Origin of the sequence: Antarcticimicrobium sp. (assembly GCF_029212575.1) — a bacterium.
Lineage (GTDB): Bacteria > Pseudomonadota > Alphaproteobacteria > Rhodobacterales > Rhodobacteraceae > Antarcticimicrobium.
On the sequence record NZ_JARGPK010000031.1, the window covers coordinates 1 to 22,336 of the forward strand.

The window sequence follows — 22,336 nt, forward strand, 5'->3', positions numbered from 1 at the left end:
GATCGCGCCCTTGGTCACCAACTGACCAATCGCTTCGGGCGTATCCCCCCAAAAACCGGAGGCGCACCCGATGCGCAGTTTTCGATCCGTCATATCCCCCTCCCTATCTGCCCGTCCATCTCGGCGCGCGTTTCTCCAAAAGCGCCGCAAACCCCTCCCGAGCATCCTCCGTCGTCGCAATCAACAACGTCAGATCGCGAAAAGCGCGTCTTGCAAAGTTTTCTAACATATGTTTGATTTTGGTCAATAGCTCAGTCTGACATTCTGCTCGGGAGGAACACCATGAACAGTCAGGACAGTACGGGGATGGCCGATCTGGACGCCATCAGGGCGAACTATTCGCTGACCGATGAACAGCGCCAGATCGTCGATCATGTCGATCGGGTGTCGCGCGAGGTGCTTCACCCGCTTCAGGCGCGCATGGATGAAGAAGACTGGTGGCCCGAGGATCTGTTCAAGCAGATGGGCGAACTGGGCCTTTTGGGCATCACCGCGCCCGAAGAGTTTGGCGGATCGGGTCAGAACGAATTCACTCAGGCGCTGGTGTCCGAAGTGATCTCGAAATGGAACCCGGCCGTTGGGCTGTCGCACGGGGCACACGACAACCTTTGCCTGAACAACCTGCTGCGCAACGGTTCCGAAGAGCAGGTGAAGAAGTACGCCCCCAGCCTGTGCACGGGAGAATTAGTGGGTGCGCTGGGATTGACCGAACCCGGTGCGGGGTCCGATGCGCTGGGGTCGATGGCGACCACCGCCCGCCGCGACGGCGACGATTACGTCATCAACGGCTCGAAGATTTACATCACCAACGGGCCGATCGCCGATGTGGTCCTGCTTTATGCCAAGACCGACAAGTCCAAAGGGGCCAAGGGCATTTCGGCCTTCATCCTGGAAACTGACAACCCCGGGTTCAAAGTGGCGCAGAAACTGGACAAGATGGGCTTTCGCGGCTCGCCGACCGGAGAGCTGGTGTTCGAGGACTGCCGGGTGCCGGCATCGGCCATGATGGGCGCCGAAAACAGCGGTGTTTCGGTGGTGATGAGCGGGCTGGATCTGGAGCGGGCGATGGTCGCTTCGGTCTGTGTTGGCATGGCCGAACGCGCTCTGGAGCTGGGTCTGGAATACGCCAAGATCCGCGAACAATTCGGCAAGCCGATCTCAAGTTTTCAAATGGTGCAGTCGAAACTGGCCGAGATTTACACCGAGGTCGAAACCGCCCGCGCCTTTGGATATCGTGCGCTGGCTGCCTGCGTCGGCTTGCCCAAGGGCGCCGGGGGGCGCGGCGAAATTCACAAACTGACCGCGGCGGCTTGCCTCTATGCAGGTGAAGCGTTCAACAAGGCCGTTACCGAGGCCTGCCACATCCACGGCGGCTCCGGCTACATGCAGGACACCGAGATCAATCGGTTGTTCCGCGCCAACAAACTTCTGGAGATCGGCGCGGGCACCAGCGAAGTCCGCAAGATCATCATCGCCGAAGAACTGCTGCGCGCCTGAGGGAGGACGAGACCATGAACAAGCAACTGCGCAACGACATAGATCTGCCAACCCACTTCATGACCGACGAACAGCAGGCGCTGGCCGATCAGGCCGGAAAGTTCTTCATGTCCGAGTTTCACCACCTGAACGCGGAAATGGACGACACCGACGATCTGCCCCCATCGGTTTTCCCCAAGCTGGGCGAGATGGGGTATCTCGGCCTCAACGTGCCGCCTGAATTCGGGGGGGCCGGGCTCGATTTTACCTCAGCCTGCATCATCAGCGAAGAATTGTCACGCGCTTCGGCTGCCATCGGGCTCAGTCAGGTCGCGCATGACAACCTTTGCGTAAACAACATCTACCGTAACGCCAATGACGATCTGCGCCGCAAGTACTTGCCGGATCTTTGCAAGGGTAAGCTGGTGGGCGCCTTGGGTCTGACCGAACCCGGCGCCGGATCCGACGCCCTCGGCTCGATGCGGACAACCGCGAAGAAGGATGGTGACGCCTACATCCTGAACGGCACCAAGATCTATATCACCAATGGTCCGATCGCGGATCTGGTGCTGGTCTATGCCAAGACCTCGCCCGAAAAGGGCGCCAAGGGGATTTCCGCCTTCATCGTGGAAACCGACACACCCGGTTTCAAGGTGGCGCAGAAGCTCAACAAGATGGGCTTTCGTGGCTCTCCCACCGGTGAGTTGGTGTTCGAGGATTGTCGCGTACCGGCGAAAAACCTGGTCGGCAAGCTGGATGGCGGTGTTGCGGTGACCATGTCGGGGCTGGACCTTGAACGAGCCATCGTCTGCTTCAATGCCATGGGAATCGCGCGGCGCGCGCTGGAAATTTCCATCGACTATGCCAAGACCCGTCAGCAGTTCGGCAAACCGATTGCCAATTTCCAGATGGTGCAGGCGATGTTGGCCGACATGTACACGCGGATCGAGGCGGCGCGCAGCCTTTCCCTGAAGACCGTCGCCATGTGCGAGGGCCTTGAAGAAGGTGAAGGCGGACGCGGCGAAATTCACAAACTGACAGCCGCCGCGATCTTCAAGGCCGCCGAGGTGACGTCCTTCGTGCTGGACAAGGCGGTTCAGATTCACGGTGGCTCTGGCTACATGCGCGATACGGAAGTGAACCGGCTTTACCGGACCGGCCGTGTGCTTGAGGTCGGCGCGGGCACCCAGGAGGTGCGCAAGCTGATCATCGCCGGCGAACTTCTGAAGAACTGAGGGGGACAACATGAGCGCAAAGAAAGCACCGCGTTACGCGTCGGATCTGATGGCGGGCCAGGTGGCCCTTGTCACCGGCTCGGGGTCTGGAATGGGCCGGGCGACCGCGCTTGAGATGGCCTCTTGCGGGGCCAGGCTGGCGCTGTTTGCACGCCGCGAAGAGCCATTGGAAGAGACCGCCGAAAGGATCCGCGCGGCGGGGGGTGAGGCGTTTGTCGTGCCCGGCGATACCCGCGACGAGGACAGTATCGAAACCGCGATGGGACGGATCAAGGACCATTACGGGCGGCTGGATGTTCTGGTGAACAATGCCGGTGGCCAGTACATCGCTGCCGCCCGCGACATCACCAACAAAGGCTTCGAGGCGGTCATTCGCAACAACCTGATCGGATCGTGGCAGATGACCCGCGCCGCTGCCGATCACTTCATGTATGACAACGGTGGATCGGTCGTCTTTGTCACCGCCATTTCAGCGCGCACGGCGCTTACCGGCTTTACCCATACCGTTGCCGCCCGTGCCGGCGTGACCGGCATGATGAAAACGCTGGCCGCCGAATGGGGCGAATACGGCATCCGTCTGAACTGTGTTGCGCCGGGAACGATCAAGACCGAAGCGCTTGGCCGCTATCCCATTCCGCCGGAACGGTGGAAAGAACTGAACCGTTCGGTCCTGAATCGGATGGGTATGGCCGAGGATATCGCCGGGACGATCATCTTCCTTGCGTCCGATCTGGGGAATTTCATCACCGGCGAAGATATCTATGTTGACGGTGGGGAAACTCTGCATATGGGCCACGATGCCCGCGACATGATCAATCCAGAAATGTTCGAGAAACGCGAACGAGGAGACGGAAAGAATGAGTAAGCAACCTGTCCTTCTGGAGATCTCCGACAGGATCGCCACGGTTACGCTGAACGATCCCGAGCGTCGCAACCCGGTCACCGGCAACAACATGATCGCCGCTCTTCTGGAAACATTCGCCAAGGTGCAGGCCGACCCGCAAGTCAGCGTCATGATCCTGACCGGCGCCGACCCGGCCTTTTGTGCCGGCGGCGACATCAAGGAGATGAACGATCCCGACAGCGTGTTCCGCAAGGAACCGCTAGCGGCAGCGCAGAGCTATGTCGACGGGGTGCAGCGTCTTCCGCAGGCGCTGTACAACATGGACGTTCCGACGATCGCCGCAGTCAACGGCCCGGCGGTCGGCGCGGGTTGCGATCTGACCATGATGTGCGATATGCGCATTGCCTCGGAGAAAGCAAAGTTCGGTGAGGTGTTTCTGAATCTCGGAATCATTCCGGGCGATGCAGGCAGTTGGTTCATGTTGCGTCGTCTGGGCCACCAGAAGGCCGCCGATCTGACCTTCTCGGGGCGCATGGTCGAGGCCAATGAAGCGCTGGAGCTTGGCATGGTGCTAGAGCTAGTACCTCATGAAGAATTGATGGATCGGGCCCGCGAACGGGCCGCTGTCATCGCTGCGAAACCGCCGCGCGCGGTGCGGATCGCCAAACGCCTGATGCGCAATGCCGAACGGATGGATCTACCGGATTTCCTGAATTCCGCGGCGGCCTATCAGGCCCTGATGCATCAGACCGAAGACCACCACGAGGCGGTTGCTGCGTTCATCGAAAAACGAAAACCCAGCTTCTCAGGGCGTTAAAGGAAGGCCGCATGTCTGACATCACCAAAAAGAAGATGGAGCAAATCGCGCAGATGTGGAATGCGCGCGGCAAGGGTCTGATTACGCATATGGCGCTTGAGATCGAAGAGGTCGCGACCGAAGGCGTTCAGGTTCGGATGCCGTTTAATCCTGACTTTTGCGTCGATGTGGATCAAACTCTGCTTCATGGTGGTATTCTGACGGCCCTTCTGGACAGTGTTTTCGGACTCGCGAACTTTGTGGCCATCGAAGGCGTCAGCACGATGGCAACTCTTGACCTAAGAGTTGATTACCTGCGCCCCGCCCGTTCGCGCGCGGATGTCATAGTTCGCGCGCATTGTTTTCGGAAGACCCGCCACATTGCCTTCAATTCTGGCGGCATCTGGTTCGACGGCCATGAGGATGCTGAAATAGCCCGTGGAACCGCCTCATTTGCTTTGACGCGTGGTGACACCAGTCTGTTTGACGTGATGACTAAAGGAAAAACCTCGTGATAGATTTGCAAACTGTCAATGCCCACGTATCCCGAGTGCCTTTCTTCCGATTTCTCAACTTTGAGGTCCGAAGCCTAGACGGTCTCCATGCCAAGGCGGAAATGACCTTTGCTGACCGCCATATAGGTAACCCTATCATGGAGTACTACCATGGCGGCATTATCGCGAGTTTCATGGAAGCCACAGCCGCCATAGCGGTACAGCCCGATTTCGCGGACGTTCCGGCCAAGCCGATTAACCTGACCGTCGATTACCTCCGACCTGGTGTGAAGGGACCGCTGTTTGCGCGTGCCAATGTCACACGCAAGGGCAAGCGGATGGCGAGCGTCAGCGTGCTCAGCTGGCAGACGGAACGGGAAAAGGCGGTTGCTGAAGGACTGTATCACTTCCTTCTGGTCTGACCAAGGCAACCGCTTTCAGGGCGTGTCTTGTCCTGTGGACGGGGTCGCCTCCCGGTTGCAAATACCTTCCAGCAACAGCTTGATGAGCATACAGGAGAACTCATGCAGTGATAGATATCCTTCCACTCCTGCCTTGTTCGGGTCGAACCACTCCACCGTCCAGTTCAAGGCACCCAACATCACCTGGCGCAGGGGGACGATTCTGATATCCGACCTTATCGCACCGTCTTCCTGCGCTTCGCGGAGGATCGTATCCCAGAGTTTCCCATATTCCTGGCGAATGCCTCGGTGCCTCTTCCGGAAGTGGTTGGGCAGCATCCCATAGCTTCTGATGTTCGCTGACGTGAACTCGCTCGCCTTGAAGAGAAAATCCAAATGCGCCCAGATTGCAGTCGCTATTCTGGTGTGATGATCGCACGGGGCGTCGAATTTCCGAACGGCTGCGCTGACGCCTGTTAGAAGATCGCTTAACCCCGCGTTCAGTACCTCGTCCACGATCGCTTCCTTGGATTTGAAATGGTAGTAGACGCTGCCGGCCTTCATATCCGCTTCTTCCGCGATCTTTCTCAGTGTGGTCGCCTTGTAACCATTGTCCCTCATGGCGCGCGCTGCGGCCCGCAGGATCTCTGCGCGGGTCTTCGAAGCCTTGCCGTTGTTATCCGTGACATTGACGGGTGTGGCAGGAGTCAGCATCAGGCCTTCTATATCAGCACGGCGATGCAAACACATTCCGTCGAGTACCAACTTGCTCATGCGTTCGGCGAGCAGGTGCACCGGATACTTATCGACATTATACCATTCCACAGTCCAGTTCATGGCACTCAGGATGAACTGGCGGATCACAGTAGTTGATATATCACCTCGAAGGTGGCCGCTGCGTTTTGCTTCATTCAGGAAACTGCCCCAGGCCTCTGCGTATGAGGCCCGCAACTCACGGTGAGGAGCGCGTGTTTCATCCGACAACATTGGGTAATTCCGGATATTGGCCGAGGTGAAATCGCTGTCGGTCAATAGAAAAGTCAGGTGCGTGTCGATCAGCGAAGCGAAGGTCTTGCGGAAATCCTCTGGATTTCCCTTCGTCGACCGGACAATTTCACTCACCTTCTCGTACAGTTGACGCACCCCAATATCCAGAACCTCACTCAGAATCTGGTCTTTGGATTGAAAATGGTAATAGATGCTTCCAGCTTCTATGCCGGATTCCTGGGCAATGTCGCGCATCGTAGTCGCGTAGTAGCCTTCGTATCGAAACAGTCGAGCGGCCGCTGAGAGAATGCCTTCACGCGTCCTCTCTGACTTGCTGAGGTCTTCGTTCAGTGTCCTGGTTGAGTCAGTTTTTTGTTCCATTCCTTGTCGATACTTGCGGGCCACAAGGCTGTCCATTGCAATAAATCTAACAAGTGTTAGAATAGGGTAAAGAACGCCCCGAATCAAGTTCTTTACAAAGATTTATTGGAAAAGGAGGACCTCCCTATGCGAGGGTTGAACGAAAAGCGGGTCATCGTGACTGGCGGTGGCAGCGGCATCGGCCGCGCGGTTTGCGAACGTTTCGGCGAAGAGGGCGCTGAAGTTGCCGTTTTCGATCTGAACAAGGATGGGGCGGACGAAACTGTCCGACTGATCACCGAGGCAGGCGGAAAGGCGCAGGCCTTCAAGGTAGACATCACCGACCGCGCTCAGGTCGACAAGGCGGTGGCCGAGTTCGAAGCCGGAGGTCCGATTGATACGCTGGTAAACAACGCCGGCTGGGACGTGATCAAACCGTTCCTCGATACAGATGCGGATATCTGGAAAAAGGTCATCGACATCAATCTGTACGGTCCGCTGAACATGCATCACGCGGTGCTTCCGGGCATGGTGAAGAACGGTGGTGGCCGCGTTGTCAATATCGCGTCCGACGCCGGTCGTGTCGGCTCATCCGGTGAAGCTGTATATTCGGCCTGCAAGGGCGGCATCATATCGTTCACCAAAACCGTGGCGCGGGAACTGGCGCGCAAAGGTATCCAATTGAACGCTGTCGCTCCCGGCCCGACCGATACACCGCTGTTCGCACAGGTTGCACAGGGCGAAGCTGGCGAAAAGATTGCCGAAGGTCTCAAGCGGGCCATTCCGATGAAGCGCCTGGCGCAACCGACAGATTACCCTGGCATCATTTGTTTCCTGTCGTCGGATGACGCGGGGTTCATCACCGGTCAGGTTATTTCGGTTTCGGGCGGCTTGTCCATGCACGGTTAACCGCTGGTCGCAGCGCCTGTCACAGGGCGCTGCTTCCAAGCCGTGCCAAGAGATACCTCCCTGACTGGCCGCGCTTATAGTGCGGCCTTTTTTTAAAAAGGTGACGAATGTTTCAGCCAGGCTATGACATTCAGCGTTCAAGCACGCTAACCGCATTCCTGAAGGAATGCGGCATTGACAGTTACGAAGATCTCGCCCGCCGCGCCAATGAGGAGCCGGACTGGTTCTGGGGCCGGATCATCGACCATGCTGACATTCGGTTCAAGCGTCCGCACACGGAACTACGAGATATTTCCAGCGGGCCTGAATCGATCAGATGGGCCGTCGAAGCCACTCTGAATCTGACGGAAACCTGTCTCGACTCCCGTATTGCCGAAGGTCTTGGCGAGAAAATTGCCGTCGACTGGGTCGGCGAAGACGGAAGCCGCCGCCACTGGACCTACTCCGAACTCGCCGCCGAAGCCGGCCGCGTCGCTTCTGCCCTTGCCGCGCGCGGTATAAAGCCAGGTCAGGCGGTGGGCATCTATATGCCGATGATCCCCGAAATTCAGGCCGCCCTTCTGGGGATCGCTCGGCTGGGCGCCATCGCGGTGCCGCTGTTTTCCGGCTTTGCGCCCCACGCCATCGTATCGCGTCTGAACGATGCCGCTGCCGTGGCGGTGCTGACGGCGGATGCCACACCCCGACGGGGCAAGCCGGTCTGGATGGAAGCCGCGCTTGCCGAAGCTTTGACCGACGTGCCTTCGGTTCACACCGTGGTCAGCCTGCGACGGTTCGGGGGTGCGGTGGCCGATCCGGCCCGCGATCTCGACTGGGCCGAAACCATGGGCGACGCGAGCCCGGATTTCCCGGCTGTTCCCGTCAAATCCGAAGACGTCTTCCTGATCGCCTATACCTCGGGCACGACCGGCAGGCCCAAGGGCGTCGTGCATACCCATTTGGGGGTGCAGGCAAAGGCCACGACCGATTTCCTGCTGTGTCTCGACATGAAACAGGATGACCGGCACCTTTGGATGACCGACATGGGCTGGGTGATGGGGCCGCTTACCCTATTGTCCGTTCTGCTGTCAGGCGCCACGCTGGTTCTGGCGGAGGGCGCGCCGTCGATGCCAAACGATCCTTTTCGGCTGTTGCGTCTTGCTTCCGAGATGGAGGTGACTCACCTCGGCGTGGCGCCCACTCTGGTGCGGCAGTTCATGACGCAGGATCCGGCGCCGTTGTCTGACTATGACCTGTCGGCGCTGCGCATTGTTGCCTCAACGGGTGAACCCTGGACCGATGACGCCTGGCTCTGGCAATTCGACCATATCTGTCGGCGTCGCGCGGTGCCGCTGAACATTGCCGGGGGAACCGAGCTTTTCGGTGCGATCCTGACCTCGACTGTGCTGCACGAGATCAAACCCGGCGGATTCTCCGCTGAGGCACTGGGTGTCGGGGCGAAAGTGCTGCGCGAGGACGGCAGCGAAGCCGCGCCGGGCGAGGTCGGCGAACTGGTCGTGACCCAGCCGCCAATGGGCCTGACCCCGGCCATCTGGGGCGACCGAGAGCGGTATGTCGAAACTTACTGGTCCACCTTTCCAGGCAAGTGGCGGCACGGCGATTGGGTGCGCCGGGATCCGGACGGCACATGGTATATTCTTGGCCGCTCTGACGACACGCTGAACATCGCCGGCAAACGCATCGGCCCGCCCGAGATCGAGGCGGCCCTGACCGAAACGGGAAAAGTGGTGGATGCCGCCGCCATCGCGGCGCCTGACGATATCAAGGGCGTGGCTGTGGTCTGTGTCTGTGTGGCGGCTCCGGGTGTGTCACCCGATGACGCCCTCGTCGAACAGCTCAAGGACCGGGTGGGAGAGGTCGTCTCGAAACCTTTCCGCCCGCGCGAAATTCATTTCGTCGAGGCACTGCCAAAGACCCGCAGCATGAAAACGATGCGCCGGATTGTGCGCGCAGCCTTCCTGGGCGAAGACCCGGGTGATTTGTCAGCGGTGAGCAATCCCGAGACGATGGATGCCATCGCTGAACTGCAAAAGGAAAATCCATGATCACTGTATTCGGAGCCACGGGCACCACCGGAGCCCCTCTTGTCGATACGCTTCTGGCCAAGGGCGCAACCGTGCGCGCTGTCACCAGCGGCCCGGCAAAGGTTGGCGCGCTCAAGGCCAAGGGATGCGAAGCGGTCGCAGCGGATTTCACAGACCCCGCCGCGCTGGCGCAGGCCTGTGACGGGGCTGACAAGATCTATCTGGTCACGCCTGCGCATCTGGACATGCGCCATTGGAAGGCGAACGTGATTGAGGCAGCCAAGGCTGCGGGGGTGCGCCATGTCGTTTTGGCCACCGGGCTTGGCGCATCGCCCAAGGCGGGGCTGACCTTCGGCAAGTGGCATTCCGAAACCCAGGAACTGTTGAAGCAAAGCGGCCTTGACTGGACCTTCGTCCAGCCGACCTATTTCATGCAGAACCTGCTGTGGCAGGCCGTCAACATTGCAAAGGACGCGGTGTACTACGATGATCTGGGCGGCCCCGTGGCCTGGATCGACGCCCGCGACATCGCGGATGTCGCCGCCGAGGCGCTGACCGGCGCGGGCCACGCGGGCAAGGGCTATGGCCTGACCGGCCCCGAGGCCCTGACCGGCGAGGATGTTGCCACTGTCTTGTCCGAAGTGACCGGACGCGCCATCACCTGTGCGCCCCTGTCTCCCGATGACGCCAAGGCGGCCATGGTCGCGGGCGGGATGCAGGACGAAGTCGCCGCGGCCATGGTCGAACTGGCCTCCATCGCGCCCAAGGGCTACCTTGCCGGCATCGAGACCACCGTGAGCGACGTGCTTGGACGCCCGGCGCGCCGCTTTCGCGATTTCGTCGCCGAGCATCGGGATGCCTTCGTCGAGTGACCTGACGCCTGCGCCGCTCTATCTTGAGCTGGAGCCGTCTGCGGATGCTGCGGCACAGATCGACCATCTTTTCGTGTTCCGCGACACTGGCGCGTTAAGCAATCGCGATAGCGGGCGTTTCGCCACCGACCTGTTCACCCTTTCGGTGACGCGATGCCATGACGGTGATGAAGGGGCGCGTGTGTCGCTTGCGCCACCCCGTCCGGGCTTCACTCGTCGCCGATCGTCCTTTTGCGGCATTGTGGCCGGGCTGGGGCTGTCGGCGCGACCGGAGCGTCTGCCCGGGACCGAGGCGCTGGCGCCGCTGACCCTGGTACTGGGGCGGGTCCGGCAGGGTGATGATGGCCTGCCGTCGCTTGTTGCCGCGCTCGATGATCTTGCAAGGGGGCTAAGCTTTGCCGCGCCGCCGCAGACGTTCAGCGACCGGACAGAACGTCGCCGGGCGCGGGCCGATACCGGCGTGTCAAGGCGGCGGCTCGCCGCCACCCGGCGTTTTCGCCAGCTGCTTGGAGACCTCGCGTGCAACACCCGGCCGTTGAGCAATCTGGCGCTGGATGCCGGGTATTACGATCAGTCACATATGTCAGCGTCCTGCCGGGCCTTCGCCGGCAAACCGCCCGGTGCACTTCGCTCTCAGGCGGCCCCGCGCGTTTTTGGCCCTTCGTTACAAGATGCACGGCTCAAGGACCGGCTAAGGTTGGTCATCATGGATGACTGCAAGGAGTGAAATCACGCCATGGCGCAATTCGAGCCGAAAAACCCTGACTTTGACGCGCGGGTGCGCGACAGTTTCGATCTGCAGAATGTGATGCACACGCTTGGGATCGGCATTGCCGACCTGTCACCCGGCCATATCGTTCTGGAGATGGCGCACAGCGACGCGCTGACCCAGCAGCATGGTTTCCTGCACGCAGGAATCGTATCCACCGCGCTGGACAGCGCGTGCGGATATGCCGCCTTTTCGCTGATGCCTGCCGAAGCGGCAGTGCTGACAGTGGAATTCAAAATCAACCTGCTCAACCCGGCGGATGGCGAGCAGTTTCGATTTGTCGCCGACGTGGTGAAGCCGGGCAGAACCCTGACCACCTGCGAGGCGCGCGCCTATGCACTGACGGGCGAGAATGAAAAGCTTGTCGCCACGATGACCGGCACCCTGATGGCGTTGGTCGGGCGGACCGGCGTCGCGGGATGACCGGACGCCGGGCAAAGGCTGAGGAGTAGGGCTGAAAAGTGTGAACCGGCCGCCACAAATTCGGGCGGCCGGGACGCGGTATAGGAAAGCTGGATCAGCTGTTCCAGCGGTTTGCGACGTCCACCAATCGTTTGCCGTAGGCACGCGCCGTTTCCAGATCGCCGCCCGTGGGGTATTCCTCGGGGGCGCTGTCAGAGGGGGCAATCGCCAGAAGGCCGGAATATCCGCCCGTCCAGTTCAGCTTTTCCGGGCCGTCGGCCTTGGTGTTTGCCGGCATAAGGCCAACGCCGCACCAGAGCTGGCCGTGTTGCTGCGACAGGGTGATGAAATACTGGATGGTCGAGAATTTGTCGCCATTGACTGTGGCCGAGGTGGTAAACCCACCGGCAATCTTGTCCTTCCAGTTCTGCGTGAACCACGGCTTCGAGCTGGCATCGGCGAATTTCTTGAACTGCCAGGCGGGTCCGCCCATGTAGGTCGGGCTGCCATAGACGATGGCATCGGCGGCATCGAGCGCCGCCCAGGCCGCGTCGTCAAGGTCTCCGCCGTCAGACAGTTTCAGCAGGTCGATCTCGGTGCCGGCGACACCTTTGGCGCCTTCGGCAACGGCCTTGGCCTGCACTTCCGTGTGGCCATATCCACTGTAATAGACAATCGCGACTTTCGTCATGGTTCGGTACACCTCTTGCTTGGAATCTGAATGATTCCGACCTAGGAGAGATGGTTACAAAAAGAAAGCTGATTGTTTTTAAAAACCTTACGCGCGGGCTGGAGAGGCGACAATAGCGGTTCGTGATTTGCGCACGCAGGTCATTGTAATATATTAATTTTATACCAACGCTAGGGAGTCTTCCAAGGTGTTCTGAGCGCAGCCGCACAGCCATTGTTCGTCGTGTGTATCATTGGGTGCGCGCTTTTTCATCAGCGACCCAGGTTTCGAGCACATGGCGTTGGACCTTGCCGCTAGTCGACCGTGGAAAATCCTCGAACCGAATGAACCGGATTTCACGCGGCCGCTTGTACCCGGCCAGATGTTTCTGACACAGGTCTATCAGTTCTTGCGCCTCCGGCCCGTCGACATCGCATGCGACAAAGGCCACCGGGCTTTCGCCCCATTTCGCGTCGAAAGCCCGCACCACCGCTGCATCGATCACACGCGGATGCGCCAGAAGCACACGTTCGATTTCCGCGGGATAGACATTTTCGCCGCCCGTCTTGATCAGGTATTTCGCCCGGTCCACGAAGTCGATGGTGCCATCGGGATTGCGTCGGAACAGATCGCCCATGTGAAAGAACCCATTGCGAAAGTCGCGGGCATTGGTTTCGTCGGCGTTCCAATATCCTGAAAACAGGGTCGGGCCCCGCACCGCCATTTCGCCCGGCGTTCCAACCGGCACCTCGCGGCCCTCCGGGCCGACCAACCGGACCTCGCAAAAGGCGCTGACCCGCTTGGACAATGTCTGGGGCACCACACCGGGCGCGATCAGATTGGCGGTTCCGGGGGGCAGTCCGGTTTCGGTCGCCCCGAAGGAGTTCAGGTAAGGCGTGTCCAGAAGGCCCGTCAGTTCCGCGATCTGATGCGGCGGCACCAGATCGGCCATTGCGCCGCAAACCTTGATCCCCTTCACCGGCAGAGGGTTGGCGCGCCTTTCTGCGATAAAGGCGTCCAGTGCACCCGGCATCATCACGAACCAGCCAATCCTGTGGCGCGACAGCGCCGCGTTGATGATCGCAGACTGCAACCCGTCCACCATCACCACTGTCCCGCCCCGCAAGAGCGTCGCAAGCGCATGATCGGTGGACGCCATGTGGAACATCGGCGCCCAGGCGATGAACCCGTCGCCGGGATCCAGCGCCAGTTGCGCCGCAAAAACCATGGACCGCGCGATATGAGCGCGGTGGCTGATAAGCGCGCCTTTGGGCAGGCCGGTGGTCCCGGAGGTGTAAAGGATCGTCAGCCCGGCTTCGGGATCGTCCACCAAAGTACCGACGCGCGCATCGGGCCGGGCCTCGGCCAGGGCTGACTCCAGGTCCGGCCCGATTTCCAGACAGGGGGTCGTGGCCACCCCCCGATACGCGTCCCGAAGTCCGGGTTCGACCACTGCCAGAACCGGTTCGACCAGTTCGACACAATGCCGCAACTCGTCCGGCGCAAGCCGCCAGTTCAGACAGGCAACGATGGCGCCGATTCCCGCTGCGGCCAGCTCACCCTCCAGGTATTCGGCTCGGTTGTGCGACAGGATCGCGATCCTGTCGCCCGGTACCACGCTTCTGGCCAGAAACACGGAAGCCAGTCGATCGACACGCTCCAGCAATTCGGCATAGGTCAACCGATTGCTTCCGTCCTCCACGGCCAGAGCCTCCGCGCAGTCGTGCACACGGGTTCGAAAAACCGAATACAGATCGGCACGCCCTGCGCGCATGACCTCGGGCAGCATCGCATCCTCCCTCGCTCTGGAGCCTCAGAGACTTTGCGCCAAACGCACCCCTTCATCAATAGCCCGCAGAGCATCGAGTTCGGCGGCCTCCTTTGCCCCGCCGATCATCGTGACGGTGACGTTGCGGGCGGTGAGGTCTTCCGCCAGGGCCCGTTCCGGCTCCTGACCGGTGCAAAGCACAATCGTGTCGGCGGCAATGACCTTTGATTCTCCGTCCATGACGATATGGAGACCGGCGTCGTCGATGCGGTCGTAGACCACGCCGCCAAGAGCCTCGACTCCATGCTTGCGCAAAGCGTTGCGCAGGATCCAGCCGGTTGAAACGCCAAGCCCGGCGCCCGGTTTCGACGCCTTTCGCTGCAGCATCACAACCTTGCGCCGCGATGATTTCGGGGCCAGCGGATCGCCCGCCAAACCGCCCGAGGTGGCAAACGTCGGGTCCACGCCCCAGGTATCACAGAACGCGTCGGGGTTATGGGCCTCGGCCGGTTCGGTCACCAGGAATTCGGCCACGTCATGGCCGATGCCCCCTGCCCCCATCACCACGACGGAGTCGCCCGCCACGCGCGCGCCGGACAGGATCTCGGCATAGGTTGCGACACTGGGATGATCGATACCGGGCAGGTCGGGAATGCGCGGCGTGACCCCGGTGGAGATGACCACATGGTCAAAGCCGTTCAGATCGTCCAGCCCGGCCCGCTGCCCAAGGCGCAGCTTGACGCCGTGCTTTTGCATCTGGCCGCTGTAATACCGCAAGGTTTCGTCGAATTCGTCCTTGCCCGGTGCCGCGCGTGCCAGATTCAACTGACCGCCCAGCTTGTCTTGCGCTTCGAAAAGCGTGACGTCGTGGCCCAGTCTCGCCGCCTCGGCGGCTGTAGCCATGCCTGCGGCGCCGCCACCGACCACGGCCACTTTCTTGGGTGACTCTGTCGGCGTATCCCGAAATTCGGTTTCACGCCCGGCGCGTGGGTTGACCAGACAACCGACTGGCCGATCCGAAAAGATGAAGTCCAGACAGGCCTGATTGCAGGCAATACAGGTGTTGATCTCGTCGGCGCGGCCTTCGTGCGCCTTCTTGACGAAATGCGGGTCAGCCAGAAAAGGCCGGGCCATCGAGATCATGTCCGCATCGCCAGAGGCAAGGATATCCTCTGCAAGCTCGGGCGTGTTGATTCGGTTCGAGGCGACCACCGGAATCGATACCGCCGCTTTCACGTTGCTCGCCGCCTTGCGCCAGGCACCGCGCGGAACCGGATAGGCAATCGTCGGTACGCGTGCCTCGTGCCAGCCGATGCCGGTGTTCAGAATATCCGCACCCGCTGCCTCGATCTTGCGCGCCAGGTCTGCAATTTCTTCGGCGGGTGCGCCGCCCTCGACCAGATCAGCCGCCGAAATCCGATAGATGATCAGAAAGTCGGGCCCGCAGCGTTCACGTACTGCGCGCACGATTTCGACCGGGAAGCGATGGCGGTTCTCGGCGCTTCCGCCCCAGTCGTCCTCGCGTTTGTTGGTATGGGTGACGGTGAATTCGTTGAGAAGGTATCCTTCGGAGCCCATGATTTCGACGCCATCGAAACCTGCGGCCTGCGCATTGGCGGCGGCTTTGGCGAAATCTTCGATGGTGCGACGGATGTCGGCGTCGGTCATTTCGCGCGGAACAAAACGGTTGATCGGCGCCCGGATCGGGCTTGGCGCCACGCAGCCTTCGATCTTGGCATAGCGCCCGGCATGCAAAAGCTGCGCGCAGAGCAGGCTGCCTTCGGCCTGCACCGCCTCGCAGATTGGGCGCAGGCCGCGTGCCTCTTCAGGGTCATCGATGCGCGGACCTTCGGGATCGAATATGCCCTCGGCATTGGGGGAAAACCCACCGGTGACCAGAATCGCCGCCTCCCCCCGCGCCCGCTCAGCGTAAAACGCGATCTGTTTGGCAATGCCGTCAGGCTCGGTTTCCAGCCGCGTGTGCATCGACCCCATGATGACACGATTTCGCAATATATGCTCGCCTGCGCGGATGGGCGAGAGCATGGTTCCGAAGCTCTCTGTTGGCTTATTTTCCATTTTGGGCGTCCTCCTCAAAACTACGCTTGATCTGTATTCTAACATTTGTTAGATTTTTGGAAAGATAATTTTCGGTCATTGGGAGGAGCACCGATGCAATTCCAGCCAACAGACGATCAGAAGGCGTTTCGCGAAACCGCGAAGCGTTTCGCCACGGAAAAACTTGCGCCCACTTATCAGGAGCGCGCAAGCGGCCATACCTTCGATCGTGCGCTGATCAAGGAGATGGGCGCACTGGGCCTGATCGGGGCCGATCTGCCCGAAGAATTCGGCGGACTGGGTGAAAGCTCTGTCACGTCGGGGCTGATCGTTGAAGAAATCGCCTATGCCGATTTCAACGCAAGTTACGTACAGCTTCTGGGCTCTCTTATGGGGGGTATGGTGGCCAAGCACGCCTCCAGGGACATCGCTTCGGAATGGGTGCCCAGGGTTGTTTCGGGTGACGCCGTCATCGGCCTGGGTCTGACAGAGCCGCGCGGCGGATCGGATGCGGCGAACCTGATCCTGAAGGCCGAGAAATCCGGCAACGGCTGGCGGCTGAATGGCGAAAAGACGTCCATGAGCTTTGCCAGCCAGGCCGATGCGGCGGTGGTCTTTGCACGCACCGGCGACCCTGACGGCGGCGCACGCGGCGTCAGCGCCTTTTTCGTCGATCTCAATCAGGACGGCATCAAGCGCACGCATTTTGACGATATCGGCACCAAGCCTGTCGGGCGCGGTTCAGTGTTTTTCGACGACGTTTTTGTGCCGGCCGAAAACATGATGGCCGAACAGGACCGTGCCTTTGGCACGATCATGGCCGGGTTCGACTATTCCCGCGCGCTGATCGGGCTGGAATGCCTGGGCGCGGCGCAGGCCTCGGTGGATGAAACCTGGGCCTATGTGCAGGAACGCGAGGCATTCGGCGCGCCCATCGTGCAATACCAGGGCGTCAGCTTCCCGCTGGCCGAGGCCGAAACCCAGCTGACCATGATGCGTCAGCTTTGCTACTACACGCTGGACCTGCGCGACCGCGGCCAGCCCCACACTTCTCAGGCGGCGATGTGCAAATGGTATCTGCCCAAGACGGCTTGTGAGATCCTGCACCAGTGTCTGATCCTGCACGGACATTACGGCTACACTACCGACCTGCCCCACCACCAGCGCTATAACGATGTGCTTGGTCTGCAGATCGGTGATGGCACTGCGCAGATCCAGAAGCTTGTGATCGCCCGTGAGAAGGTCGGGCGGATGGCGCTTCAGTACGACAAGAAAGCGAAAGGAGCATCGAAATGAGTGATCCAGTCGCCGTAAGTACCGAAGGCAACGTTGGCATCATCGAGCTGGCCCGCCCCGAGAAATTTAATTGCCTGTCACTGCAGGTTCACGAGTGCATCTCTGCTGCGCGCGTCAGGTTCGAGGCCGACCGGAACATCCGGTCGATCCTGATCCGGGCGCGAGGCAAGCACTTTTGCACCGGTGCAGATCTGACTGAAGTGAAAGGCAAACTGAACGATCCCGCCGCGCTGGACCATTTCATCGCCTTTGGCATGAACAACCTGCGCGCGCTCGAAACCTCCTCCCTCCCTGTTGTCGTGGCGGTGCAGGGGTTGTGTCTGGCCGGCGGGATCGAACTGATGCTGGCATGCGATGTGTGCTTTGCGGCCGAAGCCGCCCAATTTGGCGATCAGCACGCACAATTCGGTTTGATCCCCGGCTGGGGCGGCTCGCAACGGCTCACGCGGTTGATGGGACAGCGCCGGGCGCTTGACCTGATGTTCTCGGCCCGCTGGCTTGAAGCGGGCGTGGCCAAAGAGGCCGGTCTTGTGAATTACATCGTGCCGGATGCGGATCTGCATAAGGCCGCGCTGGAATACTGCCAGAAGATCGCCACCCGCTCGCGTCGTGGCATTGCCGAGATGAAGCGGCTGGCACGGGAAGGCGCGGATCTCGGCATTGACCAGCAAATGCGGTTGGAGCGTGACGCCGCCGTGCGCGCACTGCCTGGCGATGACGTCGCCGAAGGACTCGACGCGTTCGAGAACCGTCGCGCCCCCGAATTTAAGGCCTAAGGACGAGACTATGGATTTCACTTTTAACGACGAACAGCGCCAGATTTACGACTACGGCGGACAGTTGGCGCAGAAATACGACAATGCCTATTGGCTGGATCACGCCCGCAGGCATGAATTCCCCAGGGAGATGTTCCAGCAAATTGCCGATGATGGCTTCTTGGGGATCATGGTGCCCGAAGAATACGGCGGCGCCGGCCTTGGCATGACCGAAATGGCCCTGTTCATGGAGGGCACCGCCAATCACGGCATCCCGCTTCTGATGATGGTGGTCGGACCGACCATGTCGCTGGCCCACCTCGCCAGCCACGGAACCGAATTCCACAAGAAAGAGCTGCTTCCGGCCGCCTGTCGCGGCGAGATCCAGTTCTGTTTTGCGATCACCGAACCGGGCGCCGGGTCGAACACGATGAAGGCCACCACGCTGGCCAAGCGCCGGGGCAACCGGTTCAGCCTGTCGGGCGAAAAGACCTTCATCACTGGCGCCGAGGTTTCGGACTATTGTCTGGTCGTGGCGCGAACCAAGCCGCATAACGAAGTCAGCCGCAAGACCGACGGCTTCACCTTGTTTGCCGTCGACCTGAAGAAAAAGGGCGTCGACAAGCAGCGGGTGAAAATCTCGATTCCGCTGCCCGAGGAACAGTGGACCCTGTTCTTTGACGAGGTCGATCTGGGCCCCGAGGACGTGGTCGGCGAGGTCGATGAAGGGTTCTCGATCCTGTTCGACAGCCTCAATCCCGAACGCATCATCCTAGGTGCTCTCTGCTGCGGCATCGGACGGTTCGCGTTGAACAAGGGCGTGGCCTATGCCTCCGAGCGCAATGTCTTCGGCCAACCCATTGGCGCGCACCAAGGCGTGCAGCACCCAATGGCCAAGGCACATACAGCGGTCGAAATGGCCAGTCTGATGACCCGCCGCGCGGCATGGGAATTCGACAACAAGCTGCCCGCCGGTGCGTCTTCGAACATGGCCAAATACGCCGCCGCAGAGGCCGGGATCGAAGCGGTCGACGCGGCGCTTCAGGCCCATGGCGGATCGGGCTTTACCGAAGATACGGGGCTTTACGAAATGTACCCGCTGGTGCGACTGCTGCGGACGGCACCCGTGAACCGCGAGCTGTGCCTTAGCTTTATCGGCGAAAAGGTCATGGGCCTGCCGCGCTCCTACTGAACGCGCGGCCCGGAAGGGAGGACAACATGCAATTTGGAATGCGCTTCCGGCGGCAGGACGCCGCCAGCAAGGTGAATGATCGCTTCTGGCACGAGATCGAGGGCATGCCGCTCGACGAAGTGCGCCGCATTCAGGAAGAGCGGCTGCGCGAGCAGATGGCCTATCTCAAGGCGAACTCGACCTTCTATCAGGAAAGGTTCGCCGTGGCGGGTGTCGATTTCGACGAGATCCGCACCATCGAAGATCTCCAGAAACTGCCCTTCACCTACAAGACCGAGATCCGCGAAAGCCTTGCTGCGGAACCGCCCTTCGGCAAGCACCGCGCGGCGCCAATGTCGGACATCATCCAGATGCAGGCCTCGTCGGGCACCACCGGCAGCCCCTCGTATGTGGCTCTGACCGAATCCGACGCCGAGATGTGGCACGAGATGACGGCGCGCTGCTTCTTCGCCAACGGGGTGCGGCCGGGCGATATGGTGTTGCACGCGTTTTCGCTGGCCAAGGGCTTTGTCGGCGGCATCCCCGTGATGCAGGGATTGCAGTACATGGGCACGATCGATGTGCCGGTGGGGGCGGACGGCGGTGCGGAACGTCTGCTGCGCGCCTGCGCTGACACGCGCCCCCGCTGCATCGTCGGTGCGCCAAACTTCGTTCTTCACCTGGCTGAAAAGGCGCCAGAAGTGCTGGGATGCAAGGCCAGTGAATTGGGTGTGGAACAGGTGGTCGTTGGCGGAGAGCCCGGCGGCGGCATCCCGGCAATTCGCGCCAAGATCGAAGCGGCCTGGGGTGCGAAATGCACTGAAATGCTGGGCGGCACTGATCTGGGTGTGACCTATTGGGCCGAATGCGATGCCCAGTCGGGGATGCATATGGTCAACATGGACTATATAATCACCGAATTGCTCGACCCCGAAAGCGGAGAAATCATCCCTTGGGAAAAAGGCGCCCAAGGCGAGATGATCTACACCGCGATTGGTCGTCAAGCCAGCCCGCTGGTGCGGTTCCGGTCAGGTGATTATATCGAAGTTATCGACACCGAATGCTCCTGTGGGCGGACCGGCCCCAAGATTCGTTGCACCGGTCGCACCGACGACATGCTGATCGTGCGTGGGGCCAATGTGTTCCCGTCGGCCATCAATAGCGTGATCACCGAAATGGTGCCGGACACCAACGGCGTCATGCGCATCGTGGCTGATTTCGAGGGCCATACCACGCAAGGCGCGCTGAAGGTGATCGTCGAACGCGGCCCCGGTCGCGATCCGGCCGATGACGATGCCCTCAAAAAGAAGATCGAGCAGCGGCTGCGCGATGCTTTGGTCTTTAAGGCCGACGTTCACTTGGTTGCTGCTGACACTTTTGAAAAACCCGGCGCCGCCAAGGTCGCCTTTGTTCTCAGAGAGTATCCTGACCTGCCATGACAAGACTTAAATCCCTACTCGATACCGGATCTGACGACTTCCGGGAAAACGACGCGCGGTATCGCGAAAAGGTCGATGAGCTGCATGCGCTTCGGCTTCTGCAACGCGTCGGCGGCCCCGAAAAGGCGCGGGAACGACATGTCGGCAAAGGCAAGATCCTGCCGCGGGAACGGATCGAGCGGCTGATCGACCCCGGCACCCCGTTTCTGGAGCTCGGAGAACTTGCCGGGTTGAACAAATACGACGGCGTACCACCGGGCGCAGGCATCATCACCGGCATAGGTGTGATCGAGGGTCGCCAGTGCATGATCATCGCCAATGACGCCACTGTGAAGGGCGGCACCTATTTCGGCATGACCTCACGCAAGCACGTGCGCGCCCAGAAGATTGCCTGGAAAAACCGTCTTCCGGTGATCACGCTGGTAGATTCCGGCGGTGCCTTCCTGCCGGATCAGGAAAACATCTTTCCCGATGAGGGCCAGTTCGGTTCGATCTTTCATCAACAGATCGGCATGTCCGGTGACGGCGTGCCGCAGATCGCTGTCGTCATGGGTCCTTGCACCGCTGGCGGTGCCTATATCCCGGCGCTCTGCGATGAAGTAGTGATCGTGCGTGGCCAGGGCTTCATGTATCTTGGCGGGCCGGAACTGACCTTTGCCGCCACCGGAGAGAAGGTGGATGCCGAGGAACTCGGCGGCGGCAAGATGCATTCATCAGTGTCGGGTGTGACCGACCATCTTGTCGAGGATGACGCCCACGCGCTGGCCATCACGCGCGAGATCGTCAGCCATCTGGGCGAAAAGCCCCTGCCGCGCAAGACGCCGCAGGCGCCGCGCGCGCCCGCCTATCCGATCGAGGAAATCTACGGCATTGTCAGCCGCGACCCCAAAGTGCCAACCGACAACCGCGAGATCGTCGCGCGGCTTGTGGATGACAGCGACTTCCACGAGTTCAAGCCGCTTTATGGCGACACGATCATGACCGGCTGGGGTCGCATCCACGGCCACGAAGTGGGCATTCTCGCTAATACCGGCGTTCTGTTCGTCGAAGCTGCGTTGAAGGCGACGCATTTCATTAATCTTTGCGTGCAGCGCGACATTCCGCTGCTGTTCCTGGCCGATGTGAACGGCTTCATGGTGGGCCGCGAAGTCGAGCAGATGGGCATCGCCAAGGCGGGCGCCAAGATGATCACAGCCATGTCTTCGGCCCGGGTGCCAAAGTTCACGATCATCACCGGCGGCTCTTACGGGGCGGGATACCTGGCGATGCTGGGCCGCCCGTTCCAGCCGGACGCGACGTTCGCCTGGCCCACCGGCCGGGCCGCCATTATGGGCCCCGAGCAGGCCGCCAGCGTGCTGGCCCAGGTCCGCGCGCAGATCAACGAGCGCGATGGCAAAAGCTGGACGCCCGAAGACGAAGAGGCCTTCAAGGCCCCGATCCGCAAGGAATACGAGGATTTCCAGGGGGCTTACAATTTCGCCTCCAACCTCTGGATCGACAGCGTGATCGAGCCTTGTGAAACCCGCGACGTCATGGCGCTGATGCTGGATGTGACTTCGCGCAGACCCAAGGTCGAAACCAATTTCGGCGTGTTCAGGATGTGAGGAGCG

Annotated in this window: 20 protein-coding genes; 16 read left to right on the forward strand and 4 right to left on the reverse strand. The window is 60.6% G+C overall.

All coding sequences use genetic code 11. The features are described from left to right. The first annotated feature begins 282 nt into the window (after positions 1-282). The 6 genes from P1U75_RS05415 to P1U75_RS05440 are packed head-to-tail and all read left to right on the forward strand — an operon-like array spanning position 283 to position 5,267. Positions 283-1,497 carry an acyl-CoA dehydrogenase family protein gene (locus P1U75_RS05415; protein WP_300240678.1) on the forward strand — a complete coding sequence of 405 codons (1,215 nt, stop codon included), beginning with the start codon at positions 283-285 and terminating at the stop codon, positions 1,495-1,497. A 14-nt stretch (positions 1,498-1,511) separates the two neighbouring features. Beyond that, entirely contained in the window at positions 1,512-2,711 is a 1,200-nt protein-coding gene (locus tag P1U75_RS05420; RefSeq protein ID WP_300240680.1) for an acyl-CoA dehydrogenase family protein, read from the forward strand. A gap of 10 nt (positions 2,712-2,721) precedes the next feature. Next, complete coding sequence (locus P1U75_RS05425) at positions 2,722-3,576, forward strand: SDR family oxidoreductase (protein ID WP_300240682.1); 855 nt, start codon at positions 2,722-2,724, stop codon at positions 3,574-3,576. Continuing rightward, positions 3,569-4,372, forward strand: coding sequence for an enoyl-CoA hydratase-related protein (locus P1U75_RS05430; protein ID WP_300240684.1), 804 nt, complete (start codon positions 3,569-3,571; stop codon positions 4,370-4,372). The genes P1U75_RS05425 and P1U75_RS05430 overlap by 8 nt, the downstream gene beginning before the upstream one ends. Before the next feature lie 11 nt (positions 4,373-4,383). Then, positions 4,384-4,866, forward strand: a complete 483-nt coding sequence (locus P1U75_RS05435; RefSeq protein ID WP_300240686.1) for a PaaI family thioesterase — start codon at positions 4,384-4,386, stop codon at positions 4,864-4,866. A gap of 35 nt (positions 4,867-4,901) precedes the next feature. Further along, the gene (locus P1U75_RS05440) at positions 4,902-5,267 is read left to right on the forward strand and encodes a PaaI family thioesterase (RefSeq protein WP_300240738.1); all 366 of its coding nucleotides are present in this window, start codon (positions 4,902-4,904) and stop codon (positions 5,265-5,267) included. A 15-nt stretch (positions 5,268-5,282) separates the two neighbouring features. Here the strand turns inward: P1U75_RS05440 and P1U75_RS05445 are convergent, their stop codons facing one another. Next, positions 5,283-6,650 (reverse strand): TetR/AcrR family transcriptional regulator, encoded by a 1,368-nt coding sequence (locus tag P1U75_RS05445; protein ID WP_300240688.1) that lies wholly within the window; start codon positions 6,648-6,650, stop codon positions 5,283-5,285. A gap of 90 nt (positions 6,651-6,740) precedes the next feature. On the opposite strand from P1U75_RS05445, the gene P1U75_RS05450 reads away from it, so the two are divergent. The 5 genes from P1U75_RS05450 (at position 6,741) to P1U75_RS05470 (ending at position 11,590) form a co-directional block, all read left to right on the forward strand. Continuing rightward, on the forward strand, positions 6,741-7,502 hold the full coding sequence (locus tag P1U75_RS05450; protein ID WP_300240690.1) for a glucose 1-dehydrogenase: 762 nt from the start codon (positions 6,741-6,743) through the stop codon (positions 7,500-7,502). Between the two features lie 107 nt (positions 7,503-7,609). Then, positions 7,610-9,547: an AMP-binding protein gene (locus P1U75_RS05455; RefSeq protein ID WP_300240692.1), complete on the forward strand. Its 1,938-nt coding sequence runs from the start codon at positions 7,610-7,612 to the stop codon at positions 9,545-9,547. After that, complete coding sequence (locus P1U75_RS05460) at positions 9,544-10,398, forward strand: SDR family oxidoreductase (RefSeq protein WP_300240694.1); 855 nt, start codon at positions 9,544-9,546, stop codon at positions 10,396-10,398. The genes P1U75_RS05455 and P1U75_RS05460 overlap by 4 nt, the downstream gene beginning before the upstream one ends. Further along, complete coding sequence (locus P1U75_RS05465) at positions 10,334-11,125, forward strand: helix-turn-helix domain-containing protein (RefSeq protein ID WP_300240697.1); 792 nt, start codon at positions 10,334-10,336, stop codon at positions 11,123-11,125. The genes P1U75_RS05460 and P1U75_RS05465 overlap by 65 nt, the downstream gene beginning before the upstream one ends. A 9-nt stretch (positions 11,126-11,134) precedes the next feature. After that, entirely contained in the window at positions 11,135-11,590 is a 456-nt protein-coding gene (locus P1U75_RS05470; RefSeq protein ID WP_300240699.1) for a PaaI family thioesterase, read from the forward strand. A 94-nt stretch (positions 11,591-11,684) separates the two neighbouring features. Here the strand turns inward: P1U75_RS05470 and P1U75_RS05475 are convergent, their stop codons facing one another. The 3 genes from P1U75_RS05475 to P1U75_RS05485 form a co-directional block, all read right to left on the reverse strand. Further along, complete coding sequence (locus P1U75_RS05475; RefSeq protein WP_300240701.1) at positions 11,685-12,260, reverse strand: flavodoxin family protein; 576 nt, start codon at positions 12,258-12,260, stop codon at positions 11,685-11,687. Between the two features lie 229 nt (positions 12,261-12,489). After that, positions 12,490-14,028, reverse strand: coding sequence for an AMP-binding protein (locus tag P1U75_RS05480; protein ID WP_300240703.1), 1,539 nt, complete (start codon positions 14,026-14,028; stop codon positions 12,490-12,492). A 24-nt stretch (positions 14,029-14,052) separates the two neighbouring features. Then, positions 14,053-16,086 (reverse strand): NADPH-dependent 2,4-dienoyl-CoA reductase, encoded by a 2,034-nt coding sequence (locus P1U75_RS05485; RefSeq protein WP_300240705.1) that lies wholly within the window; start codon positions 16,084-16,086, stop codon positions 14,053-14,055. A gap of 93 nt (positions 16,087-16,179) precedes the next feature. On the opposite strand from P1U75_RS05485, the gene P1U75_RS05490 reads away from it, so the two are divergent. From P1U75_RS05490 to P1U75_RS05510, 5 genes are read left to right on the forward strand one after another with little or no spacing between them, the layout of a single operon-like run. Beyond that, positions 16,180-17,361, forward strand: coding sequence for an acyl-CoA dehydrogenase family protein (locus P1U75_RS05490; protein WP_300240707.1), 1,182 nt, complete (start codon positions 16,180-16,182; stop codon positions 17,359-17,361). Further along, entirely contained in the window at positions 17,358-18,137 is a 780-nt protein-coding gene (locus tag P1U75_RS05495) for an enoyl-CoA hydratase/isomerase family protein (protein WP_300240709.1), read from the forward strand. Before P1U75_RS05490 ends, P1U75_RS05495 begins: the two co-directional genes overlap by 4 nt. Positions 18,138-18,147: 10 nt before the next feature. Continuing rightward, a complete protein-coding gene (locus tag P1U75_RS05500; protein ID WP_300240711.1) occupies positions 18,148-19,308 on the forward strand; it encodes an acyl-CoA dehydrogenase family protein in 1,161 nt (386 codons plus the stop codon). A 26-nt stretch (positions 19,309-19,334) separates the two neighbouring features. Then, positions 19,335-20,726 carry an AMP-binding protein gene (locus P1U75_RS05505; protein ID WP_300240713.1) on the forward strand — a complete coding sequence of 464 codons (1,392 nt, stop codon included), beginning with the start codon at positions 19,335-19,337 and terminating at the stop codon, positions 20,724-20,726. After that, a complete protein-coding gene (locus P1U75_RS05510; protein WP_300240715.1) occupies positions 20,723-22,330 on the forward strand; it encodes a carboxyl transferase domain-containing protein in 1,608 nt (535 codons plus the stop codon). Before P1U75_RS05505 ends, P1U75_RS05510 begins: the two co-directional genes overlap by 4 nt. Positions 22,331-22,336: the final 6 nt, after the last annotated feature.